Genomic DNA, 20095 nt, shown 5'->3' with positions numbered 1-20095 from the left:
GAATGGATGCAGCGTTTCCTCGATCCCGCAGTGCTAGCCGGCATCTCCTCGCTCGATCTGCTGGCGAAGACGGTCGTGGACGGCTTCGTCGCCGGCTTGCATCGTTCCGCCGACTTTGGCTTCAGTCAGGAGTTCGCCGAATACCGCGCCTATACACCGGGAGATGATCTGCGTCACGTCGATTGGAATCTCTTTGCCCGAACGGAACGCTGCTATCTCAAGCGCTATCGCGGCGAAAGCAACAGCCAGCTCACGGTGCTGCTCGACGCCAGCAACTCCATGCAATACACCTCGGGCGTGCCAAACAAAATGGACTACGCACGCTACCTCGCCGCTGCGCTCTTCTATCTGGCGATTCACAATCAGCGCGATGCCGCGGGACTCATTGTTTTCGACGAGGATGTGCGCGAATACATTCGTCCCTCCACGCGGCAAGGACAGTTGGCGCGCCTCTTCGCGGGCCTCGAACAAGCCACGCCGCAAGCACAGACTGATTTCGCCAAGCCGCTCCAACACTTGCAGAATGCTCAGCACCGGCGAGGCATCGCCATCGTCATCTCGGACTTCTATGAGAGTCCTGAAACGATCATGAACGACATTGCGCCACTGCGCTTTCGCGGCAATGAAGTGATTCTCTTTCACATTCTCGACCCACAGGAGATCAGGCCTGCGATGAAGGAGTCGGCCATCCTCGTCGATCTCGAGACTAACCAGAGAATTGAAGTCGTGCCCGAATACACCAGGACCGCATATCGAGCCAGGATCGACGCGCACATCGAGCAGCTTCGATCTCTCGCTCGCGGAGCAGGCATGGATTACCAGCTTCTCATCACCAGTCAACCACTCGATCTGGCGCTGCGCGAGTACCTCACGCTGAGACAGACAGGCAACTGATGGGCTTTCTTGCGCCATGGTTTCTCGCTGGCCTGGCAGCGCTCGGCGTACCCGTATTCGTGCATCTGTTGCGCCGTCATGTCACCACACCGCGCCCGGTAAGCTCGCTCATGTTCTTTGAGCGCGGCACGCAGAGTTCGACGCAGCACCGGCGGCTCCGCTATCTGCTGTTGTTCGCCCTGCGCTCTGCCGTATTGCTGCTGCTCGTGCTTGCCTTTGCTAATCCGTTTGTGCGGCGCTCGACGGCCGATGCCAATGGACACACGCATCTGATCGTGCTCGACAACTCATTCAGCATGCGTGCAGGAACGAGCTTTGCCGACGCCAAACGGCAAGCTTTTGCAGCACTCGCAGCAAAGCCTCATAACGACAAAGCGCAGATCATAGCCCTTGGCGGACAACTCGAAATCCTCACGCAGCCTATCGCCGACGACGCCCGACTTCGCTCTGCGCTCGATAGCATCCAGCCAGGCGACGGTCATGCCAGCTTTGGCGAACTCGCACGAGCCGTCCGCTCCCTCGCAGAAACCGTGCATGGTCCAATCGATCTTCATCTCTTCAGCGACATGCAGCGCAGCGCGATGCCGGCCAGCTTCGCCGACGTGGTTCTGCCAGTTAATGCGAAGCTGTTTCTGCATCCTGTTGCGGAAGGAGCCCCGACGCCGAACTGGACAGTCGAAAGCGTGGAAGCTCCCTCTGCATTATCCGATCCCAAAGATCCCAGGCGCTCCCGCGTCCGTGCTGTCATTGCTGGCTTCCACACGCCTGCAACGGCCAAGACCGTATCGCTCGTCGTGAACGGAAAGGCGATAGCGACGAAGAAAATTGATGTACCGGCGAATGGCCATGCAACCGTCGACTTTGCGCCGCTCGATGTCGGATATGGCTTCAACCGCTGCACTGTAACCATTGACGGTGACGCGTTTCCCAACGACGACCAAAGCGTCTTCGCAGTGCGGAGGTCCGATCCGGAGCGGGTGCTCTTTGTTCATGCCGCTGGAGATACGCGCTCGTTCACTTACTTCAGCGCGGCGTTGGCAGCCGCAGCGCAAGGATCGTTTGTGCTGCAATCAATGTCGTCAGAGCAGACCGCCGATATCGATCCATCGCGGTTTGCCTTCGTAGTGCTGTCGGACGCCGTGGCTCTGCCATCGATCTTCGAACATACGCTGGCGCAATACGTCACCAAGGGCGGCAGCGTGCTGATTACCCTGGGCACGAACGCGCCACGCCGCTCGGCCATCCCATTATGGGGCGGCGAGGTGCGGGATACGCATAATTTTGCACGCAGCGGCGATCCGGCAGCCGTCGGCCAAGTCGACTTCAGTTTTCCAGCTCTTCAGCAGACGCAGCCTGGTCGAGACAACGGCGGCTGGGCCGATGTCAAAGTCTTTTATGCGGCGGAGGTGAATCCCGACCAGGCGCGTGTGGCGGCACGGCTCACCGGCGGCACGCCGCTCTTGCTGGAAAAACAGCTTGGCGAGGGCCGCATAATGCTCTTCGCTTCGGGGTTCGAAAACTTCACCAACGATCTGCCGTTGCATCCCGTCTTCGTTGCCTTCGTGGATCACACCGCCCGCTACCTGTCGGGTTCGGAGGGGCTGAGCGGGTCGAGAATCGTGGATTCGTTCGTCCAACTGCGCGCAACGGCTGCGCCCGTAGGAACAGTGGCAAATGTCGAAGTGATTGATCCGGATGGGCGTAGGCCGCTTTCGCTAAGCGAAGCCCGCGCCGCGCAAACCTTTCGCCTCGCCCGTGCGGGCTTCTATCAGGTCCGCTTCGCCAACGGGCGCAACGCGGTGATTGGAGTGAATCCCGACCGCCGCGAATCGGATCTGGAGCCGCTGTCCAAAGACGTGCAGCAGCTCTGGAGCGGAAACTCCGGCAACGGCGCTTCGCAGGATGGAACTGCTGTAGACCATCAAGAGAAATATCACCCCATATCACTCTGGTTCTACGTTATGCTGCTTGCATTGGCAGCCACAATTGCCGAAATGGCGGTTGCGAGCGGCTACATGGGCACGCAGCGGGAGGAAACATGAGCTACCGCGTTGAGCTCAATTCCTATATCGCGCAACTACAGAAAAGACTGCGGTTGGGAGCGTGGCTGCGCGGCGCAGCTATCTTTACCGGCACGGCGCTCGTGGTTACGGTGGCTCTGGTGCTGGTGCTCAACCAGCTAGCCTTCCCGGCCCAGGGTGTCACGCTTTCTCGTGTCGTCATTCTAGCCGTGCTCGCTGCCGCCGCAGTATTCGGGATCGCGTTGCCTATTAAGCGCTTGACTGAGGCTCAGTCAGTGCGTCATGCCGAAACGGCCAATCCCGAACTAGGTCATCGTTTGACAACCTTCCAGGAACGGGCCAGTCAGGGAAACAATCCGTTCCTCGAACTGTTGGCCGCAGACACTCTGGCCTATGCCCAGGATGCCGAGCCAGCAATACTCGTGCCAGATAAACATCTCTTCGCTCTTGGCGGCGCTGGTCTCGCCTGCCTCGCTGTCCTCGTTTGGATAATCGCTGCCGGACCCGGCTATCTCGGCTACGGAGCGTCGCTGCTCTGGGCCGGTCCTAAGAAGAACGCCGCTCCTCTGTACGTACTCTCCGTTGCCCCCGGCAACGTAACCGTGCGCCGTAACAGCGACCAGCTCGTCACTGCCAACATCACCGGCATGCAACCCGGCAAGGCGCAGATATTTGCGCGCTACCAAAGCGCCGCCGGATGGGAACCAGTCGCGATGCAGCGCACGCCCGGTTCTGGTTCAAACTCCGGCGCAACCTTTCAGTTCCTTTTCGCCGGATTGCCGGAAAACGTCGAGTACTACGTGGGAGCTGGACCGCTCGTTTCGCCGCACTATAAAGTCCGCGTGGTCGACCTGCCGTCCGTCAACGAGATTCACGTCACTTATCACTATCCTGCGTGGACCGGCATGAAACCCGTAACCGAAGAGCACTCCGGCGATCTGCGCGCCATCGAAGGTACCGACGCCACCATTCAGGTTGAGACAGACCATCCGTTGAAAGACGGGCAGTTCGTTTTGGATAACGGTCAGACGGTCCATCTAAGCGGAGGCCAAAACAATCTTTACCAAGGCTCCATTCATATGGAGAAAGACGGCGCCTATCATCTTGCCGCGATCGATGAAGGCCAGCCGGTCCGCCTCTCCGAAGACTACTTCATCGCCACGGATAAAGCCGCTCCGCCTGAAATCTCCATCGTCCGGCCCGGCGGCGATTACCGCGCCAGCCCCATTGAAGAGGTCACCATCGGCGTGAAAGGTACGGCCGAGTTCGGCCTGAAAGACATGCACCTGCATTACTCCGTCAACGGTGGTCCAGATCGCGAAATGAGTCTGTTGAAAACTCCAGACGCAAGAAGCGCGGACGGCTCCCACACGCTGCCGTTGGAGGATTTCAAGTTGGCTCCCGGCGATCTGGTCAGCCTCTACGCAACTGCCAGGGACGGTCACAGCGAGGCACGCACCGACATTTCTTTCATCCAGATCGATCCCTTCGAGCGCGAGTTTTCCCAGTCGCAGCAATCCGGCGGTGGAGCAGGCGGCAGCGGCGGCCAGAGCGGCGATCAGACTGAGATCTCCAAGCGCGAGAAAGAGTTGATTGCCGCCACATGGAAGCAACAGAACGACAAGACCGCAACCCCAACCAGCGCAGCAGCGCAGGGCGAGTTCCTTTCCCAGGCACAACAAAAGTTGCGCGATCAGGTCAACGCGCTTTCCGTTCGCATGCAGAGCCGCGACATCTCCGAAGCCAACCAGGAGTTCACTGATTTCGATCGGGACATGCGCGACGCGGCCGTCGCCATGGCGCCATCGGCGGAAAAACTGCAATCCATGCAATGGAAGGATGCGATTCCGCTCGAACAAAAGGCGCTCCAGGCGCTGCTGCGCGCCGAAGCCACCTTCCGCAAGATTCAGGTCGCCTTCGGTCAGCAAGGCGGCGGTGGTGGCGGAGGAGGCAATACCGGTCGCGACCTGGCGAGTCTCTTCGATCTGGAGTTAGATACGGCGAAGAATCAGTACGAAACTGCGCAGAGCGCCAACCCCGCCCAGCAGCACGAAAAGGATGTTGAAGACACGCTTGCCAAGCTCGATGCCTTAGCCAAACGGCAGGAAGACCTCGCCAACCGGCAGCAGAATCCGCAGCAATCCTTCCAGGAACGTTGGGAACAGGAGATGTTGCGCCGCGAAGCAGAGCAGCTGCAACGGCAAATGGAGCAACTCGCGCAAAATGGCCAGCAAAACTCGAATGGCTCGCAATCGGGCCAAGCGAGTTCGCAACGAAGCACATCCTCCGAGAGCCGTTCTGGCGGCCAATCCGGTGGCCAGGCCGATTCTGAAAACCAAACCAGCTCTTCCTCACCTCGTCAAGAATCTGGTGGCCAATCGTCTGGCTCTCAATCCTCCGATTCTTCGTCAAGCCAGTCCTCCGGCGCGTCATCCGATCAGCGCATCGAACAAGCGCTGAGCCGACTGCGGCAGGCAACGGATGCGATGAAGCGCAGTGGAGATCCCGGTAGCAATGCCAACGCGCAGCAAGCCGCCGAAAAACTGAATCAAGCCTCAAACCTCCTCGCAGGCACCCAGAAACAGCTCGCCTCGGGCAAGATGGACTCTTTGGCGCGCGAAGCCGAGCGGCTGAGGCAAGAGGAACGCGCCCAGGCCGGACAGATCGGCAAATTTGCCAATCAGCAAGACGCTCCCGACGTTACGGATTTGAACGCGATGCTGGCGCGCCGTCACGAGCTTACGCAACTTGCCCAGGATCGGCAAAAACTCTCCGATAGCCTCTCAAATTTGCAGAAGAATCTTCGCGAAACTGCACGGGAGATGGCCGCCAATCAGCCCGGTGTTGCGCAGGGCCTTCGCAATGCGCTTACTGAGATGGATAACTCCGATCTCGACAATCGCGTACAACGATCGGCCGACTGGTTGCGCCGTGGCATCGACCCCACCGCCAATGGAGCGGAAGACAAGGTCGCCCAGGGACTCGCGCAGTTGAGCCAACAAATTCAACAGGCACAGAAGGGAATGGGGCAAGCGAAACAAGGAGGAAAACAAGGTGCCGGGCAAGACAACGCCGAACTCGTCGATCAGGTTGAGCGGTTGCGGAATCAGATCGAATCTCACTTCGGAGCAATGCCCCCGTCGAAAGGGAATAACGGACAGCTTGGCCGGAACGGCCAACCGGGCACGGACGGGCAAGCTGGACAGAACGCACGAGGCCAGAGCGGCCGGCAATCCAACTTTGGCTCCGGCCAACCCGGCGGCAACCAGCAAACGAGATCCGGCGGCAACCAGCAAACGAGATCCGGCGGCAACGGCTCCCCAAGTAACCAGGAATCGGGCGCGCTGAGCGGAGAAGTTCGCTACGGCGGCGGCCAATCCGTTGACGGTACTGTGTGGAACAACATCAACACCGGCAACAATCGCTACGGTCATCCGCCGCAACATTCTGCGGCAACTGGCGCTTCCGGCAATCCTCAAGATGCCGAGGGGAACGATCAGTTCGCCATGCGTGAACTGAATCAACTACGCCAGATGGTCACAGCCGATCCGCAGGCTGCCAAAGACATAGCCGAGCTGACCCGGCAGATGCAACACCTTGATCCAAGCCGCTTTCCTGGGAATCCCGCAATGGTCGAGCAGATGCACCGCGAGATACTCTCCTCTTTGGACCGGATTGAGCTTAGGTTACAGCGCGAGGGCGTTTCGTCCGACATCCGTACAGGGAAGCCGGACTCCGTGCCAGTCGGTTATCAGGAATCGGTTGCCGAATACTATCGACAACTAAGCAAGAATCCATAGACGTTCCGCGCTCTACTCTTCGCGCAGCAGGATCATGGGATCGACCGCGAGTGCGTGCCGTGCCGGGATCCATGCAGCGACAAGGCCCACGACGAGCATCGTCAGGATGACTCCGCCGAGTACGACCGGGTCTTTCGGCGTGGCCTGGTAGACAATGTAGGACAGCACCCGGGTTGCGAGCACACCGAGGACCATGCCCGCCAGCGAGCCAATTGCGAGCAGGCGAAAAGCGCGTCCCAGCGCGGCATTTAACACATTGCGCTGATTCGCACCGAGCGCCACACGGATGCCCAACTCCCGCAGACGTTTGCTCACCGAGTACGACGCCATGCCGAAGATGCCGGTGATGGCGAGCATCGCACCCAGCAGGCCCAGCACACCCAGGGATACAGTGGCTACGCGGGCGGCGAACAGAGCGGAATCCAATTCACTGTTCCAGGTCTTGATCTCAAGCGGCAGTGCGGGATCGAGTTTACGCAGCGAACGCTGTAACGCGGCGGCGATCTCCTGCGCGTCGCGCTGCGATCGAACAATGATCCAGGTATTGTTGGAGGGCTGCTGCAGGAACGAGTAAAACATGGCCGGTTCAGGATCTTCCGTCAGGGTTTCGTACTTACCGTCTTCCACCACGCCCACGACTTCAACTCGCGTGCCACCCCAGACTTTGAAATGACCGCCTACGGCTTTATCGACCGTGCCAAGAACCTTGCGGGCAAATGTCCGATTGACGACAGCGACCATCGGTGCCTTGCTCTCATCGTGCAGTGTAAAGGTTCGCCCCGCCAGGATCGCAGTCCCGGCTGCGGTGAAATAATCCGGTGAGACATTGAACTGCTGCGCATCCGCGACGGAATTCGTGGGCCGGAAGTCCGTCGTGCTATCGGTGAAAACGGATGAGTCGTTGCCGCCGATACTCAGCGGCAGCCGGTCCGAATAGCCCACCGCAGTTACGCCAGGGATGGCCTCCGCGGCATCGAGCATGTGCCGCTGCATAAGAGGTCGTTGATCGCCGTCATAACCTGCCATGTGCAGATCGGTGTTGACCAGCAACGCTCCCTGCGGCTGGAAACCGTAATCGCTTCGTAGCGACCGCGCCAAGCCGCGCACCGCGACCAGTGATGCGGTGACCAGAACGGCGCAGATGGCGATCTGCAGGCTCAACAACACGTCACGCAGCGTGAAGCGGCGCAAGCTGCCCAACCCAGAAGAGCCTGAACGGATGACCTGCCAGGGATCGGCGCGCAGCACCTGCCGAACTGGAACCGAGCCGAACAGCAGGCCACTGAAGAGGGCGAGCAGCAGCGCCACGGCGTAGGTTCTTGCATCCGGATTGACCGGCACATTGATCGGTATGCCGGGGATTGGCCTCCATGTGCTCAACACGCGCAGAATGGCCACTGCTCCCACGATGCCGCACACTCCTCCGGCCAGGGATACGAGAAGCGCCTCCGTGAAAAGCTGGCGGAGGATGAGTTGGCGGCGGGCTCCAAGAGCCATGCGCAACGCGATCTCCCGCGAGCGATCAGCCGCGCGCGCGGCGAAGAGACTGCCGAGGTTGGCGCAGGCGGCCAGCAGGATGAGCGTCGCCAAGAGCATAAGACCAGCCATGAAGGCGCGCGCCGGGCGGCCGAGCGTATCTCCCACGAGCCCTGGCCGCGCCAGGGAGAACTTCAGGCCATCGTCGTCTTTCGGATACGATTTCGCCAGCGAGGCCGCAATAGTGTTCAAATCCGAGGTCGCCGCGCCAGGCGTCACCCCGGGCTTCAGATGGCCGATCACCCAGGTGAAGTGCGAGCCGCGCTCCTCCAGCGGGTCCCATCCGCCAATCTGTTGCAGATCCACCAGCGGCGCCCAGAGATCAGGCGCGAAGAAGAGTTCTGTACCTCGGAAATCGCGCGGCGCAACCCCCGCAATCGTGTACGGATGCTTGTTGATTTGAACGGTACGACCCACGGCGGCGGGATCGCTGTTGAAATGACTGTGCCAGTAGGCATAGCTCAGGACGATGTAGGGCACACTGTTCTTTCCATGCTCGTCGGAACTATGCAGGAAGCGGCCCAGATAAGGTTGGATGCCGAGGGAATCGAAATAATTGCCGCTCACCATGTAGGGCCAGACGACGGAGGGACTCCCGCTGCCGGTATCGAGCCCAACGCCACCGATAATGTCATAGGAGATCAGGGATTCGAAGCTGCGGTTCTGGTCGCGCAAGTCCAGGTAGTCGGGATACGCTTGCGAAGGAGCACTTCTCTCGCCGTAGGCCCGTTGCACCATGAACAGATTTTCCGGGTGTGGCACCCTGAGCGGGCGCAACACCAGCGCATTCAATACGCTGAAAACGATTGCATTGGCGCCAATGGCCAGCGCAAGCGTCAGCACTGCGGTCACAGCAAATCCGGGCGCCTTGAACAACTGACGCAAGGCAAGTCGTATATCGGCGTTCATACTCCCCCCTGATAGAAGACCAGGCGCGAGCATCGTCTTCTACTCGCGCTGGGGCTAACCTGGGATACGGGCGAACAAGAGCTATTGTTCCAAATATTCCATTGAATATTTGCCACGATGCGGGGGTGCGGATATAGGCGAGTATTCAGGTTTGGAGCGAGTCAGCGGCAATTCGGAAGCTGAGCAGGTTCCGGAACGGCGAGGCTTATCGCCGAAGTGGCTAGGCAAGTGCGAGCGGCACGGCCTGTTCCCAACGTCCCTGTGCCTTCAATATGAGCTCGATTACCTCACGCGCGGTGCCATGTCCGGGGAGCCGGCGGGTCGTAAAGTGGCAGACTGCGGCCAGCTCGGGAGCGCCACCGGCAACGCAAACCGCCAGTCCGGCCCGACGCGCCAGAGGAATGTCCGGCAAATCGTCGCCCATATAGGCGACCTCTTCTTCGGTCACGCCTGCCTTCTGCATGCACTCCTCAAAAGCCTCGGTCTTCTTCGCCTGTCCCAGGTATACAAAAGGGACTTTCAGTTCTTGCGCGCGCCTGGCCACGGCTGGGGAAGATCGGCCGGTGATGAATCCCGTCTGAATCCCCATGGTATGTGCAAGCGATAGTCCCTGCCCATCCTGCGCATTGAATACCTTCATCTCCGAGACAACCGGGTCTCCGGCGCCGTCCGCGGTCGTCGTCGAAATCAGACAGACGCCGCCATCGGTCAGCGTGCCATCCACGTCCATTAGGAAGAGTTTGATCTTACGGGCACGGGCCAATACGTCAGGCGAAGCCAGGGAAGCAAGGGCGAGGTTGGACATACAGCGATTTTAATGCAATGGCACGAGGGGCCAAAACGACTGAAGCGGGTGGTTCCTGCGCGGACCAACGGAATTGTGCCTCTCGAACAACCGCTCGGCTCTCTAATACTTGAGGACATTCGGATATGGGCGTTCGTGCAATTTCCCTGTTGGTGACAGGTTCTCTCGTATTGGGTGCGGTCATCTTTTCAACCGGCTATAAGCGCCGAGTTGTGCGAGCTGCCGCTTCAGACGAAGCAAAATCGTCGGCCAAGCCAGCAGGCCGGATGCCGCCCGATTTCGACAAGGAGGTGGCGAGAGTCGAGGCCGAAGTAGACCGGATCGAGGCAGATACTCTTGGCCATGCAGTAAGTACCACCCTCGATCGCCAGGGGCAGGTGCGGACTCTGGGCAAGTTGCTGCTCTTCGACAAGCATTTCTCTGTCCATCAGAACGAAGCGTGCAGTTTCTGTCACATGCCGGAAACGGGATTCACCGGGCCAATTCAGTCTCTGAATGAAACTACGGTATCGTATCCAGGGTCCGAGCGAACCCGGTTCAGCAATCGAAAGCCGCAGAGCTACATGTATGCTCCCTTCGCGCCCGTGCTCCACTTCAACGAACTGCAAGGCGATTTTGTCGGCGGCAATTTCTGGGATATGCGCGCCAGCGGCTATCGGTTGCAGAGTCCAAGCGCTGAACAAGCGCAGGGACCGCCTACGAATCCTGTTGAAATGGGATTACCGGATTCAGCCTGTATCGCCTTCCGTCTTTCCTCTGCTCCCTATCGCAAGCTCTTTGAGACGGTGTGGGGGATAGATTCGTTCCGCATTCAATGGCCTGAGAACGTCGAAAAAATCTGTTCAACTCCAGGACCGCCACCCGAGAACGATCAGTATCCTGTCCATCTCAGTGCGTCAGACCGGGCTCGGTCCGATCATGTCTATGACGGCTTCGCCCTGGCGATCTCCGCGTACGAATTCTCGCCGGAGGTAAGCCCGTTTACATCGAAGTATGACGCAGTGCAGGCAGGGAAAGATCAATTCACGGCCCAGGAAAAGCTGGGTTATGAACTGTTCCGGGGCAAAGCCAGATGTAATGAATGTCATCGCGACGGCGGCCCGGGAGAAGAGCCGCTGTTCACCGATTTCACTGCCAGTAACCTCGGTGTTCCGCGGAATTCCGCATTGCAGTACTACTACGAAGAAGCGCCCGACCAGCGCGGCTATAGCGCCAATCCTGACGGAACGGCATATGTCGATGCAGGAGTAGGACATTTTCTGCGCAAGCTGAAAAGCCTGAGTGGGCAACTGAATCCCGACTCCGGATGGATTCAGTTGGCGCCTAAGTTCGACGGCAAGTACCAGGTGCCCACACTTCGCAATGTGGATATGCGGCCAACTCCCGATTTTGTGAAGGCGTACATGCACAATGGCTACTTCAAGAACCTCAAGGATGTCATGCACTTCTACAACACGCGGGATGTTCTTCCCAGGTGCGGGCCCAACGATCCCGGAGAAAAAGTGACCTGCTGGCCCACGCCCGAAAATCCAACCAATATGAATAAGCGCCAGCTCGGCAACCTCAAGCTGACGAACGAGGAAGAAGATGCCGTTGTCGCTTTCATGAAGACGCTCACCGACGGTTACAAAATCCCAAGCCAGCGGGCCGCAAAATAGATTTGCGCGGCCCGCGTCGACGGCGCATACTCACCGTTGAACTCAGTTTTGATCGGTACCTAAGCGCCGCCAGAAGGCAACTCTTAGAATATGGGTGTGTGGAATGAGCGGCGTTTGAGGCGTGCTTATCAAGTGGCGTTAGGCTTCGCTGTTCTGAGCGGGCTTGCGCCGTGCCGGCAAATCCATGCCACTCAAACGACGGCTCAATACTCGGTAACCGCATGGGGGCACAAAGACGGACTCCCCTCGACCTTCATTTATGCAGTTGCGCAGACCCCCGACGGCTTCCTCTGGCTTGGTACAGCCGACGGCCTGGTGCGCTTCGACGGAGTGCAATTCACGCAGTGGCGCTCGGTCAGACCGAATGGCCAGCCGCTTGGACGTGTGACAACCCTGAATCTCCTCCGCACGGGAGACCTGCTTCTGGGGACGGGTAGCGGCCTGCTCGGAAAGATGCGGAACGGCGATCTTCAAACCAGCCCGCTGCGTTCCTACGTGGAATCGATTCAGGAGGCGCAAGACGGTTCTCTCTGGGTAGCGACCAGCAAAGCCCTCTGGCATCTCGATGCAACGACTCTCCAGTCTCTGCGGCCACCTCTTGATCTGCCGATGGGCTGGCTCTCCGGACCACAGCAGGACCGCGACGGCAGCGAATGGATCACCACCGGCAAGGGAGTATTTCACGTTGACTTGCAAGGCCGGATGATCCAATTCCCGGCCCAATCCCCAGCCCCATCCCCGACTCTCCGATCATGGCTCTTGCATACTCCGGATGGTCGCCTCGAATTGCTCGACGAACACGGCAGCTTGCAGTCGCCGGGGAGCGGGAAGACGATCTGGCAGTCAAAAGCACCTCTTCCCAAACCGTCCACGATCTCGGGAGCGACTGTTGACAGCGACGGAAACGTATGGATCGCCCTGCTGGGGAGCGGCGTCCTTCGCCTCACGCCTGCAGATGGACACGCATCCGAGGAGCGATTTACGCGCGGTGAGGGACTCTCCAGTGATTTCGTGCGATTTCTCTTTGAAGACCGAGAACACAATCTCTGGGCGGCGACCGAAAACGGTCTCGATCGGCTGCGGCGAAACGGTATCCTTTCGCTAACCCGTCGCGAAGGCTTGCTCAGCGACACCGTCACCTCAATCGCCGCGGGGAGAGATAACTCCGTCTGGCTTGGCACTTCAGAAGGCCTTGAGCAAATAGTCGGCGAGCAACATGCCGTCTATCTGCGAGGAACACGAATTCTCTCCCTGCTGATGGGCCGGGATCAGAGACTATGGATAGGAACCAGAGGTGGGCTCATGCAGTGGACAGATGGGCGCATCGCGTCCCTGCGCCAGGATGCGAACTTCCTTGCGGTTACGGAGCTCGCCGAAGATTCAACTGGAACGCTTTGGCTCTATGACACCGATAAAGGACTCTTCTACCAAAAGCCCAGCCAGCCTGCTGCGCCAGTTACAGACAGCTCCCTTGTCCGGCAGACGATCACAGCCATGTACAGTAGTCGCGATGGCGTGATCTGGTTCGGCCTGGAGAACGGCGGCATCGTCAACTATCGGGATGGTAAATTCCACGCATATTCGCCGCAGGACGGTTTGTCGGGGGGCGAAGTTCGCGGACTATCCGAAGGGGCCGCAGGAGAGCTCTGGGCGGCCACGGAACGCGGCCTGTGCTTCTCTAACGGCGAACACTTCGAGTGCAGGAATACAAAGAGCGGTTTGCCCGGCGACCGGCTGCTATGGGCGATCCCTGACGTCGGCGGAAATATCTGGCTTGGATATAACTTCGGCGTCGCGCGCCTCGATGCGCGGGAACTCCGTAACAACGCGTCTTCAAGCACCGAAGGGATTCAGGGCAAGCTCTTTGACGATGGAGATGGAATCGAGAACAGCCCCGATCGGGAAGGCAACGCTCCAGCTGTCCTTGCGCCGGATGGTCGTCTCTGGCTGACAACCTCGCAGGGTATCGCTGTCGTCGACCCGGCACACCTGCGAACAAACCCGATCCCTCCACCAATTCAAATCCTGGGACTCGAAGCCGACGGGCAGCAGGTCGATCTCTCGCGGGCAATCAGATTGCAGCCGCTTACGCACAGCATTCAAATTTCGTTCACTGGACTATGCATGTCCGATCCGCGAAAGGTGCGCTTTCGATACCGGCTCGTGGGCTTCGACCGGGAATGGCACGACGGCGGATCGCGGCGCGAGGCATCTTACACAAACCTGCCTCCGCGTCGCTATATGTTTCGCGTCCTGGCGGCAAACAGTGACGGCGTGTGGAATGATACCGGAGCCACACTGGACTTCATCCTTGCTCCCGCGTACTTTCAAACCCTCTGGTTCGGACTGCTATGCGCAGCCGTCGTACTCGCCTGCGTGCTCATTATTTTCAGAGTCCGGTTGAGAACAGCGCAGCGGATGATGAAATTGCGGTATGAGGAACGTGTCGAAGAACGCACCCGCATTGCGCAGGAACTTCACGACCATCTCCTTCAGGAGATGGTGGGCATCGGAATGCAATTGGAGGTTGCACACGACCTCATACAAGAAGACACGGGCGCGAAGAAACCGCTTCAGCGAGCCCTGTTTCTTTCGCGTTCCGCAATCGCAAGCGGACGGCTCACCCTCCAGTCCCTGCGCGATCGCACGATTACCGGACCGACGCTTCTGGAGGCGCTGAGAAGAACCGCGGAAGCGTATCCGGACAAGGACCGGATACCCGTGCGATATCTCATGGAAGGAAACGAACGGCCATTGTGTCCTGAAATTGCCGAGGATTTAAGTGAGATAGGACAGGAAGCATTGCGCAATGCGTTGAAGCATGCAGGCGAAGCAGCGATTACGGTGCGCCTCCATTTTGGCCGGGCATCTCTCGATTTGAGTGTTCACGACGAGGGACCGGGCGTTGACGAGACAGTGTTGCGAGCGGGAGCACCGGGCCACTATGGACTTGTCGGTATGCGCGAACGCGCAGCCCGCATAAGAGCTGAGTTTATGATACAAAGTGCGCCGCGAAGCGGAACAACGGTGCTCATCTCGGTTCCAGGAATCCGAGCGTATCAAAAGGACTCGGCTGGCGAAGCGGACAATCGCTCTGGATGGCGATTGTGGGAACCTTTTCGTTTGCGACCGCGAGAGGAGAAAGAGAAGTGAGTTCGACGAAGAAAATCCGAATCCTATGCGTGGACGACCATCCTATCGTTCGCGAAGGCCTTGCGAGCATCATTGCCTTGCAGCCTGACATGGAACTGGCTGGCGAGGCCGAATCCGGAGCCGAGGCCCTGCATCTCCTTCGCGCCTTGGCCATCGATATCGCTCTCGTGGACCTGCGGCTCAAGGATATGAGCGGACACGAACTCACTCGCCAGATCCTCGCGCATGAGTCCGGCCGTCAGGTCATCGTTCTGACCTCATACGAAGGAGACGCCGACATCCAGCGCGCCTTTGCAGCTGGTGCGCGAGGCTACGTTGTGAAAGGAACAGGACGTGACGAATTGCTCGCTGCCATTCGTACAGTGCATGCCGGACGGCGGCATATTCCAGGTTCTGTAGCGGAGAAGATTGCGGAACATCTGGGCTCCGAGAAGCTCACCGATCGGGAGCTGCAAGTGCTCGCTGAAATTGCCGCTGGCAAACGGAACAAAGAGGTCGGCGCCGCGCTTGGAATTGCTGAAGACACCGTGAAGATGCATGTGAAGAACATACTTGAGAAGCTCGAGGTCAACGATCGAACGGAAGCCGTCACCGTGGCGCTGCGACGAGGCATTCTTCATCTTTAATTCGGAATACACCCGAAAGAGTTAGTGCATACCTGCCTAGTCTCGCGTTTCGTACTCTCACGAATATCCATAGTCTGAATTCAGGCACTGGGACTGGTTCTCTTCAATCACACATTCCCACCCTCCCGCAAGTGCCTGAGCCTTCTATGTGGATTGTCAGAATTGCACTTTCGCGGCCCTACACGTTTATCGTCCTGGCGCTCGTGCTGTTTCTCTTCGCACCAGTGATGTTGATGCGTACGCCGGTCGATATCTTCCCGGAGATCAACATTCCGGTCGTGAGCATCATCTGGACCTACAGCGGGCTTGCGCCCAGCGAAATGGGCGACCGCATCACGTCTGTTTATGAGCGGGCCCTCACCACGACCGTCGACAACATCGAGCACATCGAATCACAGTCGCTCTATGGCGTTGCGGTTGTTAAGGTCTACCTGCAGCCCGGCGCCAATGTGGATGGCGCCATCGCCGAAGTGATCGCCGAAGCGCAGGCCACAATGAAGCAGTTGCCGCCCGGTATTCAGCCGCCTCTGGTGATTCGCTACAGCGCTTCGACCGTTCCGATTTTGCAGATAGGCTTGAGCGGAAAAAACCTCAGCGAACAACAACTGAATGATTACGCCACCAACTTCATCCGTCCGCAACTCGCCACCATTCCCGGAGCCGCTGTGCCGATTCCTTACGGCGGCAAGGTGCGGCAAATCATGGTGGATATTGATTCGCAGAAGCTGCTCTCCACCGGCCTTTCACCGCAGGACATTGTCTCCGCGGTAAATGCTCAGAACATCGTATTGCCCACCGGCACCGCCAAGATCGGAGCGCGGGAATATAACGTCGGATTGAATGGGACTCCCGAGACGATTCAACAACTAAACGACATCCCGGTGAAGACCGTAAGCAGCGCCACGATTCATCTGGGTGACATTGCCCACGTGCACGATGGCTTCGCGGTCCAAACCAACATCGTGAATCAGGATGGACACCGGGGCGTGTTGCTCACGGTGCTCAAGTCCGGCAATGCGTCGACGCTTTCCGTAGTCTCCGCGATACGCGCGGCGCTGCCCAAGATTGCAACCACTCTTCCGCCTGAGCTGGTGATGCGGCCGCTTTTCGACCAGTCGATCTTTGTGAAGGCATCGCTCAATGGAGTCATTCGTGAGGGAACGATTGCCGCTGCGCTTACTTCAATCCTGATTCTCGTCTTTCTCGGCAGTTGGCGTGCAACGCTGATCATCTGCGTTTCCATCCCGCTCTCTATCCTCACGTCGCTGCTGGTGCTGAGCCTCACCGGCCAGACCATCAACATCATGACACTGGGCGGCCTCGCGCTAGCAGTCGGAATTCTCGTGGACGATGCGACAGTCGAAATCGAAAACGCCGAGCGTCAACTAGCTGCGGGCAAGCCGCTGGAACAGGCGATCCTCGACAGCGCGCAGGAAATCGCCGTGCCTGCCTTCGTTTCAACCCTGTGCATCTGCATCGTCTTTGTGCCGATGTTCCTTCTTCACGGTGTTCCGCGGTATCTGTTCGTCCCCTTGGCCGAAGCAGTGATCTTCGCGCTGTTGGCTTCGTATTTCTTTTCGCGCACCATCGTGCCCACACTGGTGAAATTCCTGATGCGCGCCGAAGTTGAGCATCGCAAGAACGCGAATGCTGCGAATGCGGGATGGTTTGCGCGCCTTCATCAGCGATTCGAGCATGCGTTTGAGCGGCTGCAGGGGAGATATGAGAATGTTCTTCAAGCTTGCATCGCCAACAGAAAACTCTTTGCAAGCGGATTCCTGGGCTTCTGTCTTCTCAGCCTGCTGCTTGCACCGTTTCTGGGAAGAGACTTTTTCCCCGAAGTGGATTCGGGCCAATTCCGCTTGCACGTTCGTGCTCAGACCGGAACACGCATTGAAGAGACGGCTCGCCTGGTCGATCAGGTGGAGCGCACCATTCGCAAGACCATTCCCTCCTCGGAGCTTGGAGGGCTTCTCGATAACATCGGGCTTCCGGTGAGCGGTATCAATCTTTCGTACAGCAACGGCGGCACCATCGGCAACGCGGACGCCGAGGTACTTGGATCATTGCAGCCGAAGCATCAACCGACGGCCGATTACGTCTCGCAATTGCGCACTGAGCTGTCGAACAAGTTTCCTGGAACGACGTTCTTCTTCGAGCCGGCGGATATTGTCTGCCAGACGTTGAACGTTGGAGTGCCTGCGCCCATCGATATTCAGATTGTGGGCAAGGATCTTGTCGCCAACATGGAAGTCGCAAAGCAGATCGCCGCGCAGATACGGCATATTCCCGGAGCCGTCGACGTGTACATCGGCCAGCAGTTCGACGAACCTCGCCTGCAGTTCAACGTAGATCGAGTACGCGCGCAGCAGATGGGTTTAACCGAATCGGACGTCGCCAACAGCATGCTGGTATCGCTGAGTTCCAGCTTGCAGACAAGTCCGAATCTCTGGCTCAATCCGAAGAACGGCGTCTCCTACTTTCTGGTCGTGCAAACGCCACAGTACAAGATCAATTCGCTCGATGCCGTGCGCACAATTCCCATCAGCGCGCCTTCATCTGCTGCTCTTGCAACCAACAGCTCAGGAACTGGCATGCCCGGAACCGGCGCGCCTCAGCTTCTTGAAAATCTGAGCTCGATGCATCCTACGGAAGAGGCAGCGGACGTCAGTCACTACAACGTTCAGCCGGTGATCGATGTCTTCGCCACCGCGCAGGGCCGCGATCTTGGTTCAGTCGCAAGCGACGTTGCAAAGATTACGCAGCGAGCGGAGAAGACTCTGCCGCGAGGCAGTCACCTCGTCACACGCGGTCAGGTCGAAACCATGCAGTCTTCTTTCGTCGGGCTTCTCGGCGGCCTTGCTTTTGCAATCGCGCTGGCCTATCTGCTCCTCGTAGTCAACTTCCAGTCCTGGAGCGAGGCTTTCATCATCATCACAGCATTACCCGGTGCGCTGTCCGGTATCTGCTGGATGCTGTTCTTGACGCGCACTCCGCTCAGCGTTCCCGCACTGATGGGGGCAATTATGAGTGTTGGCGTGGCGACAGCTAACAGCATTCTGGTCATCAGCTTTGCCAACCAACGCTTCAGTGAGACGAAGGACGCATTCCGTTCGGCCGTCGAAGCCGGCGCAACACGGCTGCGTCCCGTAATGATGACCGCAACTGCGATGATGATCGGCATGGTGCCGATGGCGCTGGGCATGGGAGAAGGCGGAGAACAGAATGCGCCGCTTGGACGCGCCGTAATTGGCGGCCTGCTTCTAGCGACAGTGGCCACGCTCTTCTTCGTGCCGACCGTCTTTGCGTTAATTCGGCAGAAGAAAAATGCAGATGGGCCCGGCACTCCATCCTCCGCCTTGCATCCGGAAGGGGCCGGCGAATTGGCCCTGGGTTGCCAGTGCGAGCTTCGGACGAACGGGCATGCGACAGGATTTCTGGGGCGGATGATTCACCTTGTCGAACGCGTGATGCGGAAACACCGCTAATTTTGGGAGGAAGCAAATGAACCAGCGATCGAATCAACCAACAAAGAGAGTCCAGGCTTCCGGCCGTAGGAAACTGCTTTGGTTTCTCGTTCTTCCAGCGGTGCTCTGCGTAGGCGGACTGGTGACTGTAGCGGCCCGCATGCAAACCGAAAAGGTTCTCGCAACGCAAACACAGGCTTCCGCTGCAGAGCCGGTTGCCGTTTTCCATGCCGCGCCCGGTGACGCGAGCCAAGACCTTGTCCTGCCGGCCATGCTTCAGGCCTTCGATGAATCACCGGTCTACGCTCGCGTCAACGGATACGTAGCGAAGTGGTACACGGACATCGGCCAGCATGTGCAAGCAGGTCAGGTTCTTGCCACCATCGATGCACCACAGGTCGACCAGCAGTTGGTGCAGGCCCGCGAAACGCTCAACCAGGCGCGAGCCACTCTTTCACTGGCAGACACCACCACAAAGCGCTACCAGGATCTGATCGTAAGCAACTCCGTCTCGCAGCAGGAACTCGATCAGAACCTGCAAAACCAGGCGGTGCAGCGAGCCAGCGTACAGTCCGCGACCGCGCAGGTTGCGTGGCTCGAGCAGGAGCAGCGCTACGAGAAGATCATTGCTCCGTTTGACGGCGTGATCACCGAGCGGCGCACGGACATCGGCGATCTCGTAAACGCCGGCAACGGCGGCCTGGGCACTGAGCTCTTTCGGGTTTCGAGAATCGGCATGATGCGTATCTTCGTGTCCGTGCCCGAGGCGTACAGTGAACAGATTCAAAATGGTATGAAGGTGAATGTCGGGCTCACGGCTCTTCCCGGTCAGATGTTTGCAGGAAGCGTCACTCGCAGCGATCACGCCATCAATCTCCAGTCGCGAACGTTGTTGGTCGAAGTCGACGTGCCCAACCCAACGGGCAAGCTGATGCCCGGTGCGTATGCGGAAGTACATTTCGCGCTGCATTCCCCGGTCCGTCCACTCGTCGTACCTTCAGGCTCGATTCTCTTCCAGTCAGCCGGTCCGCAGGTAGCCGTTGTCAACAGCAAACAACAGATCGAACTGCACAAGGTGGTGCTGGGTAAGGATCTTGGCGGAACGATGGAGATCACCAGCGGAATTACGCAGCAGGACCAGCTCGTCGCCAATCCGCCTGACTTTCTTGTCGATGGCATGCATGCATCGATACAGCACAGCGATAATGCTCAGGCGAAGTGAGGAT

The 20095-nt window shown here is 58.6% G+C and carries 10 protein-coding genes; 8 read left to right on the top strand and 2 right to left on the bottom strand.

Going from position 1 to position 20095, the window contains the following annotated elements; translation table 11 throughout:
* Positions 1 to 6: 6 nt before the first annotated feature.
* Genes OHL23_RS26960 through OHL23_RS26950 form a run of 3 tightly spaced genes read left to right on the top strand, consistent with a single transcriptional unit; the run spans position 7 to position 6715 of the window.
* Entirely contained in the window at positions 7 to 894 is an 888-nt protein-coding gene (locus tag OHL23_RS26960; RefSeq protein ID WP_263355157.1) for a DUF58 domain-containing protein, read from the top strand.
* Positions 894 to 2936, top strand: coding sequence for a vWA domain-containing protein (locus OHL23_RS26955; protein WP_263355156.1), 2043 nt, complete (start codon positions 894 to 896; stop codon positions 2934 to 2936). Before OHL23_RS26960 ends, OHL23_RS26955 begins: the two co-directional genes overlap by 1 nt.
* Entirely contained in the window at positions 2933 to 6715 is a 3783-nt protein-coding gene (locus OHL23_RS26950; RefSeq protein ID WP_263355155.1) for a hypothetical protein, read from the top strand. The genes OHL23_RS26955 and OHL23_RS26950 overlap by 4 nt, the downstream gene beginning before the upstream one ends.
* A gap of 12 nt (positions 6716 to 6727) precedes the next feature.
* Here the strand turns inward: OHL23_RS26950 and OHL23_RS26945 are convergent, their stop codons facing one another.
* Both OHL23_RS26945 and OHL23_RS26940 read right to left on the bottom strand, forming a co-directional pair.
* On the bottom strand, positions 6728 to 9160 hold the full coding sequence (locus tag OHL23_RS26945) for an ABC transporter permease (RefSeq protein WP_263355154.1): 2433 nt from the start codon (positions 9158 to 9160) through the stop codon (positions 6728 to 6730).
* Positions 9161 to 9380: 220 nt separating this feature from the next.
* Positions 9381 to 9965, bottom strand: coding sequence for a KdsC family phosphatase (locus OHL23_RS26940; RefSeq protein WP_263355153.1), 585 nt, complete (start codon positions 9963 to 9965; stop codon positions 9381 to 9383).
* Between the two features lie 125 nt (positions 9966 to 10090).
* On the opposite strand from OHL23_RS26940, the gene OHL23_RS26935 reads away from it, so the two are divergent.
* The 5 genes from OHL23_RS26935 to OHL23_RS26915 all read left to right on the top strand — a co-directional run bounded on the left by OHL23_RS26935 (position 10091) and on the right by OHL23_RS26915 (position 20091).
* Positions 10091 to 11623: a cytochrome-c peroxidase gene (locus OHL23_RS26935; protein WP_263355152.1), complete on the top strand. Its 1533-nt coding sequence runs from the start codon at positions 10091 to 10093 to the stop codon at positions 11621 to 11623.
* 114 nt (positions 11624 to 11737) lie between these two features.
* Entirely contained in the window at positions 11738 to 14776 is a 3039-nt protein-coding gene (locus OHL23_RS26930) for a sensor histidine kinase (RefSeq protein WP_263355151.1), read from the top strand.
* Positions 14773 to 15402 (top strand): response regulator, encoded by a 630-nt coding sequence (locus OHL23_RS26925; RefSeq protein WP_263355150.1) that lies wholly within the window; start codon positions 14773 to 14775, stop codon positions 15400 to 15402. The genes OHL23_RS26930 and OHL23_RS26925 overlap by 4 nt, the downstream gene beginning before the upstream one ends.
* A gap of 146 nt (positions 15403 to 15548) precedes the next feature.
* Complete coding sequence (locus tag OHL23_RS26920) at positions 15549 to 18890, top strand: efflux RND transporter permease subunit (protein ID WP_263355149.1); 3342 nt, start codon at positions 15549 to 15551, stop codon at positions 18888 to 18890.
* A 16-nt stretch (positions 18891 to 18906) separates the two neighbouring features.
* On the top strand, positions 18907 to 20091 hold the full coding sequence (locus tag OHL23_RS26915; protein ID WP_263355148.1) for an efflux RND transporter periplasmic adaptor subunit: 1185 nt from the start codon (positions 18907 to 18909) through the stop codon (positions 20089 to 20091).
* The last annotated feature ends 4 nt before the right edge of the window (positions 20092 to 20095 follow it).

It is taken from the genome of Acidicapsa acidisoli, assembly GCF_025685625.1.
Lineage (GTDB): Bacteria > Acidobacteriota > Terriglobia > Terriglobales > Acidobacteriaceae > Acidicapsa > Acidicapsa acidisoli.
This window is presented reverse-complemented; position numbering and strand designations above follow the sequence as displayed.